General features: G+C 63.9%; 13 protein-coding genes and 2 pseudogenes. 7 read left to right on the forward strand and 8 right to left on the reverse strand.

Translation table 11 applies throughout. The features are described from left to right. Positions 1-309 precede the first annotated feature (309 nt). Together ABEA18_RS10665 and ABEA18_RS10670 are read right to left on the reverse strand one after the other, a co-directional pair. Complete coding sequence (locus ABEA18_RS10665) at positions 310-726, reverse strand: LysR family substrate-binding domain-containing protein (RefSeq protein ID WP_345449352.1); 417 nt, start codon at positions 724-726, stop codon at positions 310-312. A gap of 35 nt (positions 727-761) precedes the next feature. Beyond that, positions 762-908 (reverse strand): annotated as a pseudogene (locus ABEA18_RS10670) (MFS transporter); the annotation flags it as partial. A 177-nt stretch (positions 909-1,085) separates the two neighbouring features. On the opposite strand from ABEA18_RS10670, the gene ABEA18_RS10675 reads away from it, so the two are divergent. Next, entirely contained in the window at positions 1,086-1,892 is an 807-nt protein-coding gene (locus tag ABEA18_RS10675) for an IclR family transcriptional regulator (RefSeq protein ID WP_345449353.1), read from the forward strand. Between the two features lie 7 nt (positions 1,893-1,899). On the opposite strand, the gene ABEA18_RS10680 is transcribed toward ABEA18_RS10675, so the two are convergent. Next, entirely contained in the window at positions 1,900-2,712 is an 813-nt protein-coding gene (locus ABEA18_RS10680) for an IclR family transcriptional regulator (protein ID WP_345449354.1), read from the reverse strand. A gap of 84 nt (positions 2,713-2,796) precedes the next feature. Between ABEA18_RS10680 and ABEA18_RS10685 the strand changes: the two genes are divergently transcribed. Further along, complete coding sequence (locus tag ABEA18_RS10685) at positions 2,797-2,937, forward strand: hypothetical protein (RefSeq protein WP_345449355.1); 141 nt, start codon at positions 2,797-2,799, stop codon at positions 2,935-2,937. Between the two features lie 68 nt (positions 2,938-3,005). Here ABEA18_RS10685 and ABEA18_RS10690 read toward each other — a convergent pair whose 3' ends face one another. After that, positions 3,006-3,779: an N-carbamoylsarcosine amidohydrolase gene (locus tag ABEA18_RS10690; protein WP_345449356.1), complete on the reverse strand. Its 774-nt coding sequence runs from the start codon at positions 3,777-3,779 to the stop codon at positions 3,006-3,008. A gap of 348 nt (positions 3,780-4,127) precedes the next feature. Here ABEA18_RS10690 and ABEA18_RS10695 point away from each other — a divergent pair, with 348 nt between their 5' ends. Continuing rightward, complete coding sequence (locus ABEA18_RS10695; protein WP_345449357.1) at positions 4,128-7,976, forward strand: hydantoinase B/oxoprolinase family protein; 3,849 nt, start codon at positions 4,128-4,130, stop codon at positions 7,974-7,976. Positions 7,977-8,110: 134 nt separating this feature from the next. Beyond that, positions 8,111-9,478 carry an MFS transporter gene (locus ABEA18_RS10700; protein WP_345449358.1) on the forward strand — a complete coding sequence of 456 codons (1,368 nt, stop codon included), beginning with the start codon at positions 8,111-8,113 and terminating at the stop codon, positions 9,476-9,478. A gap of 909 nt (positions 9,479-10,387) precedes the next feature. Here the strand turns inward: ABEA18_RS10700 and ABEA18_RS10705 are convergent. Both ABEA18_RS10705 and ABEA18_RS10710 read right to left on the reverse strand, forming a co-directional pair. After that, entirely contained in the window at positions 10,388-11,695 is a 1,308-nt protein-coding gene (locus tag ABEA18_RS10705; RefSeq protein WP_345449359.1) for an amidohydrolase, read from the reverse strand. Between the two features lie 48 nt (positions 11,696-11,743). Further along, positions 11,744-13,273 carry an MFS transporter gene (locus ABEA18_RS10710; protein ID WP_345449360.1) on the reverse strand — a complete coding sequence of 510 codons (1,530 nt, stop codon included), beginning with the start codon at positions 13,271-13,273 and terminating at the stop codon, positions 11,744-11,746. 335 nt (positions 13,274-13,608) lie between these two features. On the opposite strand from ABEA18_RS10710, the pseudogene ABEA18_RS10715 reads away from it, so the two are divergent. Both ABEA18_RS10715 and ABEA18_RS10720 read left to right on the forward strand, forming a co-directional pair. After that, positions 13,609-13,889: pseudogene (locus ABEA18_RS10715) on the forward strand (DUF6282 family protein). Continuing rightward, positions 13,886-14,290, forward strand: coding sequence for a hypothetical protein (locus ABEA18_RS10720; protein ID WP_345449361.1), 405 nt, complete (start codon positions 13,886-13,888; stop codon positions 14,288-14,290). The pseudogene ABEA18_RS10715 and the gene ABEA18_RS10720 overlap by 4 nt, the downstream one beginning before the upstream one ends. Here ABEA18_RS10720 and ppsA read toward each other — a convergent pair. Together ppsA and ABEA18_RS10730 are read right to left on the reverse strand one after the other, a co-directional pair. Beyond that, entirely contained in the window at positions 14,259-16,676 is a 2,418-nt protein-coding gene (gene ppsA / locus ABEA18_RS10725; protein ID WP_345449362.1) for a phosphoenolpyruvate synthase, read from the reverse strand. The genes ABEA18_RS10720 and ppsA overlap by 32 nt on opposite strands. A gap of 152 nt (positions 16,677-16,828) precedes the next feature. Next, positions 16,829-17,647, reverse strand: coding sequence for a pyruvate, water dikinase regulatory protein (locus ABEA18_RS10730; RefSeq protein WP_345449363.1), 819 nt, complete (start codon positions 17,645-17,647; stop codon positions 16,829-16,831). A 446-nt stretch (positions 17,648-18,093) separates the two neighbouring features. On the opposite strand from ABEA18_RS10730, the gene ABEA18_RS10735 reads away from it, so the two are divergent. Continuing rightward, on the forward strand, positions 18,094-18,735 hold the full coding sequence (locus ABEA18_RS10735; RefSeq protein ID WP_345449364.1) for a GntR family transcriptional regulator: 642 nt from the start codon (positions 18,094-18,096) through the stop codon (positions 18,733-18,735).

An 18,735-nucleotide genomic window follows, 5' to 3' on the forward strand; every position in this document is an offset into this window, starting at 1 on the left:
TCGACGCTGACAGCAACCATGGCAGCTGCATACAGAACGATCCCTGGGTCCGGACGGGAATGGCACTGGGCATCGTGGGCTGCACGGTCCACCGGCCACCTATGAAAAAGGGGCCCGAAGGGGCACAACGAAACCTGTGCACACTCAGGGGCCAAATAGGCCCCTGAGCTGTGGAAACACTGTGCCCGAGGTGGGACTCGAACCACATTCCGGGCCTTGAAAACAGTGATTTCGAACAATTCACAACCAACTGGCGCATGTCCCAACCTTGGAGGCGCCGCGGCCTTGGCTCCTTGCCCGGATGCTGTTTCATGCCTCGGGATCTGCTTTGCGGGGAGGGCCGGGCCAGACGCGTTCTGCAAGCGAGAGGACCGGCGGGAGGGCCGGGTTGTCCGAGTCCCCGCGCCAGGCCATCCTCAGATACACCGGCAAGGTCTCGTCGAGCACCCGTAGAAAGTGCACATGCGGATCGGTCACGTTTTCCGCCACGGAGGAGACCGTCAGGGAGCATCCCACCTCTGCTCCCACCAGCGCCATGGCGGTCCATGAGTCTGGCGCCCGCTGAACTATGTCCGGATCGAAGCCGGCTCCCAGGCTGAGCCTGCGCAACCGATCCCCCAGCACAGAGCCCTCGTGCGGAGGCAATGCGACGAACGGCTCTCCAGCAAGATCCACCAAATGTACCTCGTCTTTCGAGGCGAGCCGGTGGGACGCCGGGACGGCCATGACGAGGTGTTCCTCCACGATTATGCGGGACTGGATGATGCGATCAAGGCAACGGCGGGATCCCCGGACGGAAAGAACAGCACGTTGAAGACAAGGGCTGCCGCCGCGCCGTATACAAAGAAGTCGTAGTACTCAAGTGCGCTGCCGAGGAGCGCCGCGGTCGCGGCACGGCGGGGCGTCATCGCGGGCGGTGACAAACGGGACTCGCAAGCCCGTGCCGTCCGTGGCCACCGCCGGGCGATTAGCAGCGAGGCGGTGGCAGAGCAGTGCCGCGCCGTCTCTTCCGTATCTGCGCCTTGACTGCGGCATATGATGGCCATGAAAGTGGTGGGATGGTCACGCCGCGCGAGAGGATACAGATGGCAGGCAGGCCGAGGCAGGACAACGGGCAGGTCCAGGGAGCAGCGGCGTCGCTGCTGAATGGCCTTGCTGTACTGGAAGCCTTTTCAGTTCAAAATCCGGTTCTTGGTGTGACTGAGGTTGCTCAGCGCGTTGGCCTTCACAAGAGCACCGTCTCACGCATCCTGGGCGGTTTAGCAGAAGCTGGATACGTCCAGCGCGATGAGGAGACGGGACGGTATCGGCTCGGACTGGCCCTCCTTGCGTTGTCCGGCCCTTTGCTGGCTGACCTGGATGTCCGCCGTGCTGCAGTTCCGTATTTGGAGCAGTTGACCGAAAGCACCCAGGAGACCAGCGCAATCTCGGTCTGGAATGGTCATGAGGCCATCGTCGTGGAGCAGGTTGCCAGCCCGTATCAGGTCAAACACACTGCCACCATAGGAACCCGGTACAACAAATTCGAGAGTTCCTCGGTGCGGGTCTTCCTGGCGGAGCTGGCGCCGGCTCTCGCGACCGAACTGATCGAATCCGGGCAGATACTCCGCGCGGCGGCAGACGGTTTGCCGTTGGACCACACCACCCACCTGCAGGAAATCGCCCGTCAGGCATATGCCATCAACGACGGTTCGACAACCGAGGAGGAGTTTGGGGTCTCCGCTCCGGTTCGAGACTACCGAGGCAAGGTGGTTGGTTGCATCACTGCATCCGCTCCCCGTTCCCGCGTGCACAAACACGCCGCCCAGGACGCTCTGATTCGAGCCGTACAACATACTGCCGGGGAAGTATCCACCCGCTTGGGCTGGTCGGCTTCCTTGGACCAGCCATAACGGCCGGTCAGCGCCCTGGATTTGCTTTCGACGGCTGGCTGCCCAGCCGTGTCGACACGCGTTCAGCGGCCTGTAGCACGGCTTCGCGCAGGATGGACTGGCTCTGCCGGTGCTGGACTCGGGCCCGGGGCGCGCTGGCTGTGATGCAGCCGACGACGGCGCCACGGTAGTCCCGCACGGGTGCGGAGACGCCGTATTCCTCGTAAGTGGTCTCGCCGTCGTTGACGGCGAAGCCGTGGTCGCGTACGCTAGCCAGCTGTTCGTGGGCCAGGTCCTCAAGACCGCTGTAGCTCTCCCGCAACACTGTCCGGCCGGCCAGAAGGCGGTCGGTCTCTTCGGGCGGCAGTTCGGCGAGGAACACGCGGACTGAGGAGCTGGCGAACTTGTTGTAGCGCGTGCCGATCGCCGCGCTGTGCTTGACCTGGTGGGGGCTCGCCGTCTGTTCCACAACGATCGCGTTGGTGCCGTTCCAGACGGCGATCGCGGCTGTCTCGCCGGTGGCTTCGGTGAGTTCTTCGAGGTGGGGCAGGGCGGCGCGGCGGACGCCGAGTTCGGCCAGCAGCGGTCCGGCCAGGCCGATCATCCCGAGTCCGAGGCGGTATCGCCCGGTGTCTTCGTCGCGCTGCACGTATCCGGCTTCGTCCAGGCCGGCGAGCATCCGGGATACGGTGCTCTTGTGCAGGCCGACGAGATCGGAGATCTCCGTGACGCCCAGGAGGGATCGCTTGGCGACGGAGAAAGCTTCGAGGACCGCCAGACCGTTGAGCAGCGAAGCTGCCGCCCCTTGCGGTTTGTCGGCGGTGGTTTGTGGCTCCAGCATGGGTTCTCCCTCTTCGGGCGCTAGTACAAGTCACCCGTATCAGTCATCGTGCGATGCGACGTCCACGGCGGAGGAGCCCCCCTTATGGACGATCTGGTCTCGAATCTGCTGCTCACGGCATTGGGCGGTGGATCGGCATGGCGGGATCCTTGGCGACTGGCGTGTTCCAGAAACGCACTCATCACCGCAGCCCGGCCCGACCCGACGACAGCCGGCACCCGCTGAGGGGTGCCGGCTGTCGTCGGGTCGGCCCGGGGATGCCGGACCGCGGGGCTCCGAGAGTGCGGTGCGGCTCAGGCCGGATCCGCGGGGGCCGCCACCTCGGGCTGGGGATCCGAGAGGGTCTTCGGGACCGTGTCCTCGAACCGCGGAAGGCCGTTCAGGTACTCCACCACCGAATCCGTGGACTCCACGTCACCGAACTTGTTGTCGATGTCGTAGAGGTTCCACTGCACGACGCCCGGGACGCGGTCGCCGATGGTCTCCCGGGGGATGATCGGGCGGAAGCCCTTCGCGATCGCGTCCTCGACGGTGTGGCGCACACACCCGGCCGCGGTCGCACCGGTCACGATCAGGGTGTCGATGCGGTTGGAGGTCAGGAAGAGCTCAAGGTTCGTCCCCGGGAACGCCGAGGCGCGTTTCTTCTCGATCACGACCTCGCCCTCCGCGGGCGCAATGCGGTCGTCAATCTGCGCCCAGTAGGAATCCGCAGGGAGGGTCTCCGTGGGGATCTTCGAGTACCACAGACCCATGTCGTTCGTTCCGGAGGTGGCATCGCGGTTGCGATACACGTTCGTGGTGTAGAAGACCGGGACACCCTTGGCGCGTGCGGCCTCGTTGATCCGCTGGACGTTCGGGATGATCGTCTCCATGCCTGGGCAGCTGAACGGGTGGCCCGGACGGGTCCAAGCGTTCGCGAGGTCGATGTGGATGACGGCGGGGCGGTTGCCGTAGCCAATCCGACGCCTGAAGCCCCGCTCGTTGTAGATGTCCGTGCCTGCTGCGAACGCCTCCTCCAGTACTGCTGCAAGACGGGCTTCGATGTCGTTGAACGTCTCTGTTGTCATGGCTGTCTCCACTCTCTCTAGGACCGGACTTTTCCCGTCCACACTTTGTTGCTGTGCCATCACAGTAGTTGCTGCTTGTGCAACATGCAACCCCCTTTTGGATTGCACGGCATTCCTCCGCATCCGGCTTGAATGTACAAAGCGGGTGCCTCAAAAAAAGATCGGTCAACCATTGCATGTTGCTCCCACGGGAACTACATTGCTTAGTAAGCAACTTTGTGATCTACAGCACATTGATTTGCGGTCTAACCCCAGTGGACTCCAAACAGGGGTGCCCTAATGGCCGAGAGGCCCACCCAGGCTTCCCCATCAACGCAGTCCTGAGCCTCACTTCCGAAAGGACCCATTATGAAGCGCATCGGAGTAGACGTCGGCGGCACCTTTACCGACTTGTATTTTTCAGACGACGCCCACCGCATCGCCGTTGTGGAGAAGGTCCCGTCCACGCCGCACGATCCGTCCGAAGCCGTTGTCTCCGGCATCAAGAAGCTCTGTGAGAAGGCCGGAGTCTCGCTTGCGGAGATCGACCAGCTGGTGCACGGGACCACGGTGGCTACGAACACCGCGCTCACGCACACCGGTGCGGAGGTCGGGATGATCACGACCGAGGGCTTCCGGGACATCCTGCACATCGCCCGGCACAAGAAGCCGTACAACTTCTCCCTGCAGCAGGAACTGCCGTGGCAGACCAAGCCCCTCATCAAGCGCCGCCACCGGCTCACGGTCAAGGAGCGCATCACGGCACCCAACGGCGACGTCCTGGTTCCCCTGGACGAAAATGAGGTCCGTGAGCGCGTCCTCGAGCTGAAGGCGGCGGGCGTCGAGGCCATTGCCGTCTGCCTGCTGCACTCCTACCTGAACCCTGCCCACGAGCAGCGGATCGGGCAGATCGTCGCGGAGGAGTTCCCCGAGGCTTACCTGTCCCTGTCCAGCGAGATCGTGCCCCTGTACCGGGAATACGAGCGGTTCTCCACCACCGCGCTCAACGCCTATGTGGGGCCCCGGGTCTCGCGTTACCTGCACCGCTTGCAGGAGCAGGCTGAAGGCCTGGGCTACAAGCGGGAGATCCTGCTGATGCAGTCCTCCGGCGGTATGGTTCCGATCAAGGAGGCTGCCAAGCGGCCCGTCACCCTGATGATGTCCGGACCGGTCGGCGGCCTGATCGGCGGCATGTGGGCCGGTCGCCAGTCCGGCTTCGACAATGTCGTCACCCTGGACATCGGCGGCACCTCGGCGGACATCGGCGTCGCCTACCAGGGTGAGCTGCGCATGCGTCACCTGCTGGACACCAAGATCGGCGATCACCAGGCAATGGTCCCCATGGTGGACATCGACACCATTGGTGCCGGCGGCGGTTCCATCGCCTACGTCGACGCCGGCGGGGTCTTCCGTGTCGGTCCCCAGTCGGCCGGCGCTGTCCCGGGTCCGGTCTGCTACGGCCGCGGCGGGACCGAGCCGACGTCGACCGACGCCCAGATGCTGCTGGGCCGTATGCGTCCTGACCGCGTCCTGGCCGGCTCAGGCATGGATCTGGATCTCGAAGGCGCCCGAAAGGCGATGGAAGGGCTCGCAGAAAAGCTCAACATGTCGGTCGACCAGGCAGCCCTCGGCGCCCTGCAGATCCAGAAGTTCGGCATGACACAGGCTATTGAACAGAACTCCGTACGCCGCGGCTACGACCCTCGCGACTTCACCCTCGTCGCCGCCGGCGGTGCCGGAGCGCTGTTCGCCTGCGAGATCGCAGCTGAATTGGAGGTCCCGAAGGTTCTGATCCCGGCCCACCCCGGTATTATCGCCGCTACAGGCCTGCTGGCCACGGACGAGAAGTACGAGTTCGTCGCCACCAGGCGGTTCACCTTCGCCAACGCAGATCCTGCCGCCATCCAGGACTCCTACGAGCAGCTGGAGCGCGAGGCCAACGCCCAGCTCGACGCCGAAGACGTCCCGGCCGAACGGCGCAAGCTTGAATGGCTCGCCGATGCGCGCTACGAGGGCCAGGGATACGAGATCCGCTTCACCGCCCCCGCCGGCCCGGTCAACCAGGCCTGGCTGGAAAAGGCCGAGGCAGCCTTCCACGACGCCCACTTTGAGGAATACGGCCACCGCTTCAAGAACGGCACCGTGGAGGTCATCAACATCCGGGTCGAGGCCAGCGCCGTAATGGATGAGCTGCCCACGCCGGAAGCGACGAAGTCCGGTTCCCTCAAGGACGCCCTGGTCGAAACCCGCCCGGTGACCTTCGAACAGGATGGCAAGCCGGTCACCCTGGACACCGGCTTCTACGACCGCGACAGGATGGGCGTGGGAATCACCTTCGCCGGCCCCGCCATCATCGAGCAGTACGACTCCACGACAGTTGTTCCTCCGGGATTCTCCGGAACGGTGGACGCAGCCGGCAACCTCGTCATCGACTGCCCGGCCGCCACCCAGAGCGCGGAAAAACTGGCCACCCCGATCCTGATGCGCGTGATCGGCGGCGCCCTGAACTCAGCGGCCAAGGAAATGGCCTCGGTGCTGTTCCGCATGGCCTACTCATCGATCATCCGCGAGTCCGAGGACCTCGGCGCAGGCCTGTTCGACAAGGACGGCAACGTGCTGGCCGAGTCCGACTCCACGCCGATGTTCATGGGCTCCATGCCCAAGATCGTCAAGGGCGTGATCTCGGTGCTCGGTGACGACATCCACGACGGTGACATCATCCTGCACAACGATCCATATCTGGGCGCCACGCACTCTCCCGACGTGGCGATCATCGAACCGATCTTCCATAACGGGGAGCTCGTCGGCTTCGCCGGCGCCTCGGGCCAGCTGATCGACAACGGCGGCGCATACTCCGGGCTGATGGTGGACATCCAGGACATCCAGTCCGAGGGCACTATTTTCCGTGCCGTGAAGATCTCCGAGAAGGGCGTCCGCCAGGAATCGCTGATCCGGCACATCCTTAACAACACCCGGACACCCACCTCCAACGAGGGCGATTTCCAAGCCATGATCGCCGCCTGCGAGCTGGCCAAGACCCGCTACACCGCCCTCATCGAGCGCTACGGTTTCGGCGCCGTGCGCGACGCCGGCCAGAGCTGGATCGACTACTCGGAGCGGATGCTGCGCCAGGAGATCGCCAAGATCCCGGATGGCGTCTACGAGACCGAGGTCGGCTACCTGGACGACGACGGACGCAACTACGGCAAGAAGCTGCCAATCGTCGTGAAGGTGATCATCGAGGGTGACGAGATCACGTACGACCTGACCGGATCCTCCGAACAGGTACCCACCGCCTACAACTGCGCCTTCGAGGGCACGACGGTCTCGGCGTTCACGTTCATCACCCGCATGATTTTCTTGGACGAGGTCGCGTTCCCGGTGTTCGTACCCCAGAACGAGGGCATGCTCAAGCCGTTGAAGGTGATCGCCCCGGAAGGCACCATCTTCAACCCGAAGTACCCGGCGGCGACCTTCTCGCGGTTCTCCCAGGTGCAACGCGCCGTCGACCTGGCCCTGCGGGCCCTCGCTCCCGTCATCCCCGAGCGCGTCACCGCCGGCAACTCCGCCCACATCCACTTCATCTCCTACTCCGGATGGGACGAGAAGCAGGGCGAATACTGGGTTTACCTCGAGGTCAATGAGGGTGCCTACGGCGGACGCGCCACCAGCGACGGGCCGGACTCCGTGGACAACCTCATCGCCAATACGCGCAACAACCCGATCGAGGAGCTCGAGTGGCGGTTCCCGATGCGCACCGACCGCTATGAACTGCGTTCCGAGCCGGGGGCAGCCGGCGAGTTCCGCGGCGGCATCGGCATCGTCCGGGAGAACACCTTCCTGACCGACACCGCGATCACCTGCGAGGGCGAACGCCACGAGTCGGACGTGCCGTGGGGGGCCTTCGGCGGTCATGACGGCCTCAACGGCTCGCTCGTGAAGAACGTCGGCCGGGCAGGCGAGGAGTCCTGGCCGTCCAAGGTCACCGGGCGTCAGTTGCTGGCAGGAGACTCCCTCCAGATCACCGTGCCCAGCGGGGGAGGCTTCGGTGACCCGCATCGGAGGGACCCGCTGAAGGTCCTGGAGGACGTACTGGACGGCTTCACGACCGCGGAGGCGGCAGCCCGGGACTACGGCGTGGTCCTCAGGGAGGTCAACGGCCAGCTCACGGTCGACCTGAAGGCCACCACCGAACGCCGCGAGGTTCTGGTCTCCTAGCTCAGCCCTGCCAGCTGATCCAAGAGCAGCAGTGAGGGGCGGTCTGGGGACCAGCTAACGACCTGGCCTCCAGGCCGCCCCTTCGTTCCCTACTCATCACATCCCCCAACTCTCCCCGTGAATTAGGAACCACTATGTCCACTGTCCCAACCTTCCAATTCGTCGAGTCTGATGTCACTACCAAAGACGTCCGCCTGGCCACCTGGATTTGCTTCTTCGCCTGGACCTTCGCCGTCTATGACTTCGTCCTGTTCGGCAACCTCCTGCCGAAGCTGGCCTCCGACCTCGGCTGGAGCGCTGCACAGTCCACAGGGATCAACACCTGGGTGACCGCCGGTACCGCACTCGTGGCCTTCGCGATCGGCCCGATCGTCGACCGGATCGGCCGCCGCAAGGGCATCCTGATCGCGGTCAGCGGAGCCGCCGTCGCCTCTCTGCTGACCGCCACTGTCGGCTGGGTTGCGGGCATCGCTGCCGGCCTGGGACTCGTCTTCCTGGTACTCGTGCGTTCACTGGCAGGCCTCGGCTACGCCGAGCAGGCCATCAATGCGGCCTACCTCAACGAGATGTTCGCCCACAGCCACAGCGATCCCGCCATGGCCCGCCGCCGTGGCCTCATCTACTCGCTCGTCCAATCCGGTTGGCCGGTCGGCTCCGTACTGGCTGCCGGGTCTGTCTACCTCCTGTTCCCCATCGGCGGGTGGGCGCTCTGCTTTGCCGTGGCCGCCATCCCGGCCGTCTTCATCGTCCTCGCCGGACGCTGGCTCAAAGAAAGTCCCCAGTTCGGCCACCGTCACCAAATTGACAAGATGATCAAGGACGGCCGGGTTGAGGAGGCGCAGGAGCTCGGAATCAAATACGGAATCGACGTCTCGGAGAAGGCCAGCCCGCTCGTCTCGGTCTTCCGCGGGGAATCGCTGAGGTCAACCCTGACGATCGGCGGGGCCTTCCTCCTGAACTGGCTGGGCGTCCTTTCCTTCGCCATCCTCGGCACTTCGCTGCTTACGGCGCCGGACGGCAAGAACGTCGAGTTCGACAACGCGCTGTTGATCCTTATCATCTCCAACGCAACTGCCTTCGCCGGCTACTTGTTCCACGGCTGGCTGGGCGACCGGATCGGACGCCGTAACGCGATCGGGATCGGCTGGATCCTCTGTGCCGTTTCCTTCTTCACGATGCTCCAGGCACCGAACGGGAACTTCCCGCTCATCATCGGGCTATACAGCGCCGGGCTGTTCTTCCTCATCGGCCCCTTCTCCGCCCTGCTGTTCTTCACCGGCGAGAGCTTCCCCGTCCACACCCGGGCAACCGGCAGCTCCATCATCAACGCCTCAGGCCAAGTCGGCGCGATCGTCGGTGGACTGCTGATCACCGCCACCCTCGCCGCCGGCGCCGGCTGGATCAACGCCACCCTATGGTGGGGTGTCATTCCTATCCTGGCCTCCGGACTGCTGATCTTCGCCGCCCGGAACGTGGACCCCAGCAAGGTCCGCAAGGACTGACAGGCCCGAACCCCGCAACACAATCACCATCCACACGGCGGGAACTCCCTGGACCCCAGGGAGTTCCCGCCCTGCGTATGACAGGAATCCGCAGGCTCCTGCCGCACACCTTCCCCGCCTAGCTTGGCCTGCTCCACCAGCCCGGTCATCCATGGCCGGCGCCCGCGGTGGCACACCGTGCCCTCGGGCAGATGCAGGCCGTCCGGCAACCCAACGTCAACAGTTCCGTGCACCCGCCCCATCCGTCCGCACGAACTCGTGCGGATGGCTCCCGCTGTCCGGGGCGCCAGAGCGTCGTGGCACCCAACTGAGAGCGGAGAAATTTTCGTGACGACAGACAAATCCACCAACGAGTCTCCGCCTGATTCGCCGAGACGGTCACCGCAAGGTGCCCACTCCTGTATTTTCTGGGGATTTTGGCAACGCCGAAAGTAGCGGCATTCCTATTCAGCGGGACACGTACTCGAACGCCGTTCCGAGCAGCCTATCGATGGCTTTGGCGACCAGGTCTCCATCACTCCCCCTGCGTCACCGCTCGACGCATACACGGACGTTATGTAGGGCTGTTCTCTGCGTATTTCAGGTAGGCGGACTGGCGGAAGGTGTTGTTGAAATCTAAGACCAGGCACCGGGTGGAGAGAATGTCGTCTGGTAAACCGTCGTTTTGGGCTGCGCTGATGGAAAGTGAGCCCTGGGCTTGATGAATCGTGGCCTGGCGCGGCACCCTTTCAGAGAGGTGAGTGACCGGGAGAGTCGGACCGGCTGACCAGCGGAAGAATTTGCCTGCACCCTCCCATTGCCTATCTCGGGCCCCAAACCCCAACCCCAACCCTGGCCGCCGTGATGCTGTCCGCCGGCGGGTGCAGCGTGTACCCGAACACCCGCAGACCCAGGATGATTTTCCGGTCTTCAATCTTCAGCCCGGCGTCGACGATCCTCACCGCGCCCGTCAGTCCTTCCGAGCCAGGCCGCCGCGGCGACTACGAGGGCAGCTGTCCCGGTGGTCAGCGTGGGCTGGATGACGGGTGCGAACTTCGGCGAGTGGTTCGCCGGGATGTCCATGGTGACGCGGCCAGCGTCCTGCGCGGCGCGGTAGGTTTCGGCGTCCACTCCGCCGATACCCCAGTAGGTGTACGGGACCCCGAGCGCTGTGGGGATGTCGCTGAAGTCCTCGCTCGCCGTCTGCCGACCGTAGTCCTCGATCGCCTCGGCGGGGAAGTACTCTGCGAACGCGCCCGCGACCCTGGCGGTGACCTTTGCGTCGTTGTCGGTGAGCGGGTAGCTGTTGTAGAGTTCGATCTCCGGATCCTTGGGCGAGCCCGACGCCGCGGACTCGGCCTTCGCGATCCGTTCGATTGCAGTGAGGATCTGGTCGCGGGTGGCCTTGCTGTAGGTGCGGATGTTGAGTTCGAGGACGGCGTGGTCGTCAATGATGTTGCTCTTGGCGCCGACCGCGATCTTCCCCACGGTGAGTACAGCGAACTCGCCCGGCTGGACCTCGCGGGAGACGACGGTCTGGAGCCGCACCACAACCATTGCGGCCAGGACGGCCGGATCGATCGATTGATGCGGCATGGAGCCGTGGCTGCCGCGCCCGTAGAGGGTGATGTGGATGCTGTCCGCCATCGAGAGGAACGCGCCGGCATAGGTGCTCACAGTCCCGGCACGATTGGCCAGGACATGCTGGGCGAGGGCTACATCAGGCTGGGGAATGAGGTCCGCCAGCCCGCCGTCGACCATGGCCTTGGCGCCGTCGCCGAGTTCTTCGGCGGGCTGGAAGAGCGCCACCAGCGTGCCTGACCAGGCATCGGGTTCCTGGGCGAAGAGCCTTGCTGCGCCGAGGAGGCTGGACATGTGTACGTCGTGCCCGCAGGCGTGCATGACGGGTGTCTGTGTGCCCTGATCGTCGGTCGCGACGACGGTGCTCGCGTAGTCCAGGCCTGTTGCCTCCGCGACGGGGAGTGCGTCCATGTCTGAGCGCATCAGGACAGTCGGCCCGGTTCCGTTGGCGAAGACCCCTACAAGACCTGTGCCGCCGATATTCCTGTGGACCTTGAAGCCGAACCCGGCCAGCTGCTCGGCAATGAGTCCTGAGGTGCGCTTCTCCTGGTGGCTCAGCTCGGGGTTGCGGTGGAAGTCCTTGTAGAGAGATTCCTGCCAGTCCCTGAGGGACTCTTGGGCCGACAGGATCGTGCGTGCTGCTCCAGTAGATGCCATGGGCTCTTCGTCTTTCCTTCCTGTGTTCCGCGGCGTACACCGCGGAGACTATTTCGGGTATACGGGATGTGCCTCTGCACGGTCCCTGGTTTTGGGGACCGTAGCCATGATGGAGACAACCGCGATGATCACCATGACGACGTTGAACAGGAGCGCGATGACGGCGGCCTGCCGGATCCCGGTGTTGTCGGTGCGACCTTGATTGATGAGGACATCGCCGATGAACTGGGCTCCCGAGCTGCTGAAAGCGGTGAAGAGTGCGAGTGAGATCGCGGCCCCGATCGCACCTCCGAGCGAGGATGCCATCTTGTAGATGCCGGAGCCGGCACCGGCCTGGTCGGCGGGAAGGTTTGCCAGCGCGGCGTCTGTTGACGGCGTCGCGTAGAACGCGAGACCAAGGCCGAAGAGCGCGTAGGCCACGACGGCGAGCCACCGGTACTCGGAGAGCAGAAGGTTAGTGGGCAGGAGCAGGATGCTCGCAACTCCGACGATGAGGGATCCCCAGATCATCGGCTGGCGGGGACCAAAGCGCTGCAGCAGCTTCTCACCGATGCGGATGAACGCAATGATCATGACCGCGTAGCCGATGGTCAGAAGCCCCGCGTCGGAGGCCTTCATGCCTCCGGCGATCTGAAGGAGCTGCTGGGTCACGATCAGCAGCCCGATCGTGCCGTTGAGAAGGAAATTGGAAATCGTGGCGCCGGTGAAGGTGCGGTTCTGGAACAGGTCGAAGTTGATGAACGGCTTGGCTGCCCGGCGTTCGATCCGCAGGAGGAAGAGCAGTCCGATGACGGCGACGGCGAACAGCCCGATCGTGGTGGGTGTCAGCCAGCCGATCTTCGAGCCGAAGATCAGCACGACCATGAGCGCGAGCATCGAGACCATGAAGACCAGAACCCCGGCGAGGTCGAACTTCGACGTGCTGGTCTGGACGACCTTGCTCTCCGGCGTGCCGCGCATGAGCAGGATCGCGATGACCGAGATGACGATCGAGGCGATGAAGATCCAGCGCCATCCCACAAAGGTGGCCACGTAGCCGCCGAAGATCGAGGCGAGCCCCGAACCGCCCCATGAGCCGATGGACCACATGGACACGGCGCGCTGCCGGCCCGGGCCGTCCCAGTACGTCTTAACGAGCGCCATGGTGGCGGGCATGATGCATGCCGCCGAGAGACCCTGGATGGCTCGGCCGCCCAGCATCAGGGGCAGGGCGAAAGGTCCGGTCGCCAGGACGATCATAAGGGATCCGAGGATGCCCAGGCCGTTGCCGATCAGGCTGATCCGGACCCGGCCGATCCTGTCAGCGAGGCCGCCGGCCACCACGATGAACATGCCGGAGAAGAGTGCGGTGATTGACACCGCCAGGTTCATCGCAGCGACGTCGATGAGAGGGTTTGCCCACGTCTTTTGGACGGGGTCCGAATACGCGCCGTTGATGTCCGCAAGAATGTTCGGGGCAATCGTCCCGGTGGTGCCGGCGAACAGCCAGAAAGTGACGACGCCGAGCACGATGCCCAGAAGCAACTTGTCGTTGCCCCTAAATGTCGACGGGGCGGATGCAGGGATCGTGCTTGCCATGACAACTCCTCGCTGCGAACAGCTACAATGACTATTAGTTGATCCTTCAACTATAAGTCCGATAGAACCGCCCTAATCGCCCATTCCATTCAACAGAAAGTCTTGTTGGTCACATACCGGCGCTCCACGGCTCGCTGATCATCCAGCGCCTTGTCTGGCATGACTTCCTCCTATCGGTATTGTCCGTTCGTCACAGCAACCCAGCAACCCAACATTGGCGTGGAAACCGAGATTGCGCGCAGCCGCTAGAGCTGAGCGTCCGGTAAACCGGGTCTGCGCCGACGCCGAAAAACTGCAGGACTCTTTCGCGAGGCCTGGGCGGCCGGATGGTCTGGATGCCCACAGTTTCTTCTGAACAGCACATCTGCGTCCACGAACGCGAAGAACACCTCAAGTTCCCGGCCACCAGCATCAAAGTCCGGAAAACCACACCGATCCCCGTCCTCGACGCGGGAGGCAACCTACTTCGGAAACCATGGAAGTCGTCCAACTGGTCAAGGACTCCGACGCCATCCTCTCCACCGGTCACATGTCGTCACCGGAAATCACAGCCGTCCTCCGGGCTGCCCAAAAGATGGGCCTGCGCCGGCTCGTGGTAACCACCCGAACTTCGTGATCGAGGACAACCCTGCCCGAGCCCGGGAATGGGTCGAGCTCGGAGCCGTCGTCGAGCGCGGTCTCGTCCAATACGACGACCGCACCACATTCTTCCAATGGCAGGTGGATACCATGCTGAACTTCATCGACGCCGTGGGAATCGACAACACCATCATCGGCTCAGACCCGGGCCAGAAGAACAACCCCTTCGCCGTCAACTCCTACGAGCGCGTCCTAGACGGCGAACCCTGCATCTCCAGTCCTCAACGACTACCTCACGGGGTGGGGCCTCATCGCGACAACCCTGCGGCCGATGGCGGCCATGGAGCACACTCTAACGCTGTCATGGCCGCTGTCCTCCGTGACTTCGCCCTTCAGGGAGGCGCGGTCAGTTCGCCACTGCGCCGACGGCGGCACTGATTTCGTCGCCGGTTTGGGCAGCGGCGAGCCGGAGCCAGGTGTCCACGACGGTGTCCGGGTTCAGGGAGACGGAATCGATGCCTTCCTTGACCAGCCACTCCGCGAAGTCGGGGTGGTCACTCGGCCCCTGGCCGCAGATGCCAACGTATTTGCCGCGTTCCTTGCAAGCCTTGATGGCCATCGTCAGGAGTTTCTTGACTGCGAGATTGCGCTCATCGAAACCGTCGGCCACGATCGCGGAATCTCGGTCCAGGCCGAGGGTCAGCTGGGTCATGTCGTTGGAGCCGATGGAGAACCCGTCGAAGTAGTCCAGGAACTCGTCGGCGAGCAGCGCGTTTGAGGGAATCTCGCACATCATGATCACTTCAAGGCCGTTTTCGCCTCTGCGCAGGCCGTTTTCCGACAGTAGCTCGATGACGCCGCTAGCCTCGTGAACGGTGCGAACGAACGGGATCATGAGCTTGACGTTGGTCAGGCCCATCTCGTTGCGGACGAACGACAGCGCTTCGCATTCCAGGTCGAAGCAGTCCCGGAAGGATGGCTCGAGGTAGCGTGAGGCCCCGCGGAAACCGATCATCGGGTTCTCTTCGTGCGGCTCGTAAGCGGGTCCGCCGATTAGGTTGGCGTACTCGTTGGATTTGAAGTCGGACATGCGCACAATTACCGGTTCCGGCGCGAAGGCCGCGGCGATAGTGGACACGCCTTCGGCGAGGCGCTTGACGTAGTAGTCGCGCGGGCTCTCGTACGCGGCAACCCGGGTCCGTATTTCCGCGCCGACCTCGGCCGGCTGGCTGTCCACGTTCAGCAGTGCCTTGGGATGGATGCCGATCTGGCGGTTGATGATGAATTCGAGCCGGGCCAGGCCCACCCCGTGGTTGGGCAGCTGCGCGAAGGTGAACGCCTGCTCCGGGGTGCCGACGTTCATCATGACCTTGACGGGTGCTTCGGGAAGCTGGGTGATCGCGGTTTCCTCGACGCTGAAGTCCAGGAGCCCTTCGTAGATGGTGCCGGTCTCGCCGTCGGCGCAGGAGACGGTCACCTCGAGACCGTCGGCGAGTGCATCCGTGGCATCCCCGGTGCCCACGACAGCGGGAATCCCGAGTTCCCGGGCAATGATAGCGGCGTGGCAAGTGCGCCCACCGCGGTTGGTCACGATCGCGGAGGCGCGCTTCATGATCGGTTCCCAGTCCGGGTCAGTCATGTCGGCGACGAGGACGTCGCCCGTCTGGAAGGCAGCCATCTGGTCAATCGCGGTGAGGATGCGGACGCTGCCGGCGCCGATGCGCTGGCCGATAGCGCGGCCCTCGACCAGTACCGGCCCAGTCCCGTTGAGGCGGAACCGGCTCAGGCTGCCCGCGGGCCTGCGGGACTGCACGGTTTCGGGGCGGGCCTGCAGGATGTACAGGCCGCCGTCGATCCCGTCCTTGCCCCATTCGATATCCATCGGGCGTCCGTAGTGGTTCTCGATGGCGAGGGCGTGCCGGGCGAGCTGCTCAACGTCGTCGTCGCTGAGGCTGAAGCGGTTCCGCAGCGATGCCTCAACCGGGACGAAATCGATGGTACGGCCGATCTCCTGGTTACTTGTGTAGGTCATCTGCAGGGCCTTCTCCCCCAGGCCCCGTTTGAGGATGGCCGGGCGCCCTGCCTTCAGCGCGGGCTTATACACGTAGAACTCATCCGGGTTCACGGCGCCCTGGACGACGGCTTCGCCGAGGCCATAGGAGGAGGTGACGAAGACGGCATCGTTGAAGCCGGACTCGGTGTCCATGGTAAACATGACCCCGGAAGCGCCGACGTCGGAACGGACCATGCGCTGGATGCCGGCCGAGAGCGCCACTTCGGCGTGCGCGAACTTGTGGTGGACGCGGTAGGCGATGGCACGGTCGTTATACAGCGAGGCGAACACATCTTTGATGGCGAGCAGGATGTTCTCGATCCCGCGGACATTCAGGAAGGTTTCCTGTTGCCCGGCGAAGGAGGCATCGGGGAGGTCTTCCGCGGTCGCGCTGGAACGGACGGCCCAGGACAGGTCCTCAGAACCGTCATGCTTGTCCACCAGTTGCTGGTAGGCCTCCCGGATCTGCGCCTCAAAGTCCGGCAGGAAGGGCGTTTCACGCATGAGGGACCGGATCTCCTGACCAGCAGAGGCAAGGGCCGTTACGTCATCGGCGTCCAGGCCGAGCAGCCGGTCGGCGATCTTCTGGTCCAGGCCCGAATCCGCGAGGAAGCTGCGGTAAGCGTCGGCCGTGGTGGCGAAGCCGTCGGGCACCTGGACGCCGGCGGATGTCAGGTTCTGGACCATCTCCCCGAGGGAGGCATTCTTTCCCCCCACCTGATCCAGGTCCTTGAGTCCGAGGTCGGAGAACCACAGGATGTCCGTTGTCATGATTACTGCTCCTTTGCAGAGGGTGTCAGGCAGGGGCACCGCCCCTGTTCGGGGCGAAGGCCGGTTGATGGGCGCACGTCCTGTCCACAGTGGCAGGTCTCCAAGGCTCTTTCCACGTGATGTGCGCCACAGAGGGTCCGTGAAACTTTTCACTAGTGTTTGAGGTTCATCTTTTGCAGGATAGTCGCTGCCATTTCCTCTACTGAGACAGTGGCCGAATTCAGGTACGGAATCCGGTGGGAGACATACAACTGCTCTGCGCTCCGCAGCTCGAAGCCGCACTGGCGCAGCGAGGCATAGGGTGAACCGCGCCGGCGTTCGGTGCGGATCTGGCTCAGGCGCTGCGGGTTGGAGGATAGGCCGAAACACTTTGAAACAAAGGGCTTTAGCGGCTTGGGGAGCCCCTCGCGTTCAAAATCTTCGTCCACCAGCGGGAAGTTCGCGGCGAAGATGCCGTGTTGTAGTGCCAGGTACATGGTGGTGGGCGTTTTACCGCAGCGGGACGGCGCCACCAGTATGACCTGGGCTTTTTCGAGCGCACGCAGGCTTTGGCCGTCATCGTGTTCCATGGCGTACTCAACGGCGGCCATGCGGGATTGGTAGCGGACCGCGTTGCCGAGGCCGTGTGCCCGCCCGGGTTCTCCGCTTGCCGGAGTGCCGAGGGCGCGCTCCAACTGTCCGACGTGCGTGCCGATAAGGTCCACGATGATTCCCTTGCACGTCGCCAGGATCTGGCGGATATCGCTGGTGACCGCGGTGGAAAAGACGATCGGCTGCGGGCCGGTGGCTGCGAGTCCGTCGATGATCTTCACGACGGACCGCGCCTGTTCGGTTGTGGTGATGAAGGGAATCGTGATGCGGTCAAATCTGTTCGCGGGGAACTGGGTCAGCAAGGTGTTGCCGAGCGTTTCTGCGGTGATGCCGGTGCTGTCCGAAAGAAAGTAGACAGGCCGGAGATCGTCATTGGTCATGATGCATTCTCCACCAGGGCGGTCCCGGTCTGGTATCGGAGCGGCAGACGGCCCGCCTTCTCAGCATCAGTCCCGCTTCACCGGTCGGAGTGCGGACCATGTCATATGGTAGGCGCATTGCCCTCAAGTTGCCTCGACTCCATCGGCACCTCATTCCCTTCTGCAGCTTCGATAAGTACTCGGCCTGTGAACCCGCCTGCGGCGATCCAGAGGGCCGATGAATCCAGCATGACCTCGTCAAGAAGTCCATCGCTGATGACCGTGCGCTTTTCAGGACGTCGCCAAGGGTACCGAGGAGGTTCAGCCAGGGGTCTAGTTCCACCACTTCCGCAGAACAGACTTAATGTATACACTGGGGCCAAAATCTACCCGTCGTTACACAATCATATTCGGATTGGGATCATTTGTGTATACACTGGGAATGTCCGCCCAGTGAAGGAGGGTCCGTGCGTGCCAGCGAGAGAGCCTATGCGGCCCTGCGTGAAGACATCATTGAGTGGCGCCTGGCACCCGGAACGGTCCTCGCGGAAGTGGAGCAATCCGAACGCCTGGGGGTGTCCCGCACGCCGGTCCGGGAGGCGCTGGGCCGGCTCAGCGCGGAAGGGCTGACGAGGGCGGCAGGGGGCCGCGGCGTCGTCGTTACCGATATCTCGCTGGAGGACATCGACGAACTGTTCGAGCTGCGCGAAACCCTGGAAGGCAAAGCCGCCGCCCTGGCCGCCGTGCGCGGTGAACGCCCGGTGTTCGAGCAACTCCACGCCGAGCTGCTCCGGGCACCGGAGATGCTCAGCGACAGCGACCCTTCCCGGCACGACTATTACGCCCTGGTGGGGCGGCTGGATGAGGCGATCGATGCGGCCATCTCCAATTCCTACCTCGCCCAGGCCATGCGGGCCCTGCGCGTGCACCTCGTGCGGGTCCGCCGCCTCGCGGCCGACGACGCCGGACGCCTCCAAGCGGCCGCGGCCGAGCACGCCGCGATCGCCGAAGCCATCGCGGCAGGCAACCCCCGGCTCGCCGAAGCCGCCACCACCGTCCATCTGCACCGCAGTCTTTCCCACGTCAAAGCCACCCACACCCCTCACTAG

The organism is Arthrobacter gyeryongensis (assembly GCF_039543785.1).
GTDB classification, from domain to species: Bacteria; Actinomycetota; Actinomycetes; order Actinomycetales; family Micrococcaceae; genus Arthrobacter; species Arthrobacter gyeryongensis.

Excerpts from the sequence above, each read along its gene's own strand:
- ABEA18_RS10665 (WP_345449352.1), bottom strand. The coding sequence starts at position 726 with ATGGCCGTCCCGGCGTCCCACCGGCTCGCCTCGAAAGACGAGGTACAT.
- ABEA18_RS10675 (WP_345449353.1), top strand. The coding sequence starts at position 1,086 with ATGGCAGGCAGGCCGAGGCAGGACAACGGGCAGGTCCAGGGAGCAGCG.
- ABEA18_RS10680 (WP_345449354.1), bottom strand. The coding sequence starts at position 2,712 with ATGCTGGAGCCACAAACCACCGCCGACAAACCGCAAGGGGCGGCAGCT.
- ABEA18_RS10685 (WP_345449355.1), top strand. The coding sequence starts at position 2,797 with ATGGACGATCTGGTCTCGAATCTGCTGCTCACGGCATTGGGCGGTGGA.
- ABEA18_RS10690 (WP_345449356.1), bottom strand. The coding sequence starts at position 3,779 with ATGACAACAGAGACGTTCAACGACATCGAAGCCCGTCTTGCAGCAGTA.
- ABEA18_RS10695 (WP_345449357.1), top strand. The coding sequence starts at position 4,128 with ATGAAGCGCATCGGAGTAGACGTCGGCGGCACCTTTACCGACTTGTAT.
- ABEA18_RS10700 (WP_345449358.1), top strand. The coding sequence starts at position 8,111 with ATGTCCACTGTCCCAACCTTCCAATTCGTCGAGTCTGATGTCACTACC.
- ABEA18_RS10705 (WP_345449359.1), bottom strand. The coding sequence starts at position 11,695 with ATGGCATCTACTGGAGCAGCACGCACGATCCTGTCGGCCCAAGAGTCC.
- ABEA18_RS10710 (WP_345449360.1), bottom strand. The coding sequence starts at position 13,273 with ATGGCAAGCACGATCCCTGCATCCGCCCCGTCGACATTTAGGGGCAAC.
- ppsA (WP_345449362.1), bottom strand. The coding sequence starts at position 16,676 with ATGACAACGGACATCCTGTGGTTCTCCGACCTCGGACTCAAGGACCTG.
- ABEA18_RS10730 (WP_345449363.1), bottom strand. The coding sequence starts at position 17,647 with ATGACCAATGACGATCTCCGGCCTGTCTACTTTCTTTCGGACAGCACC.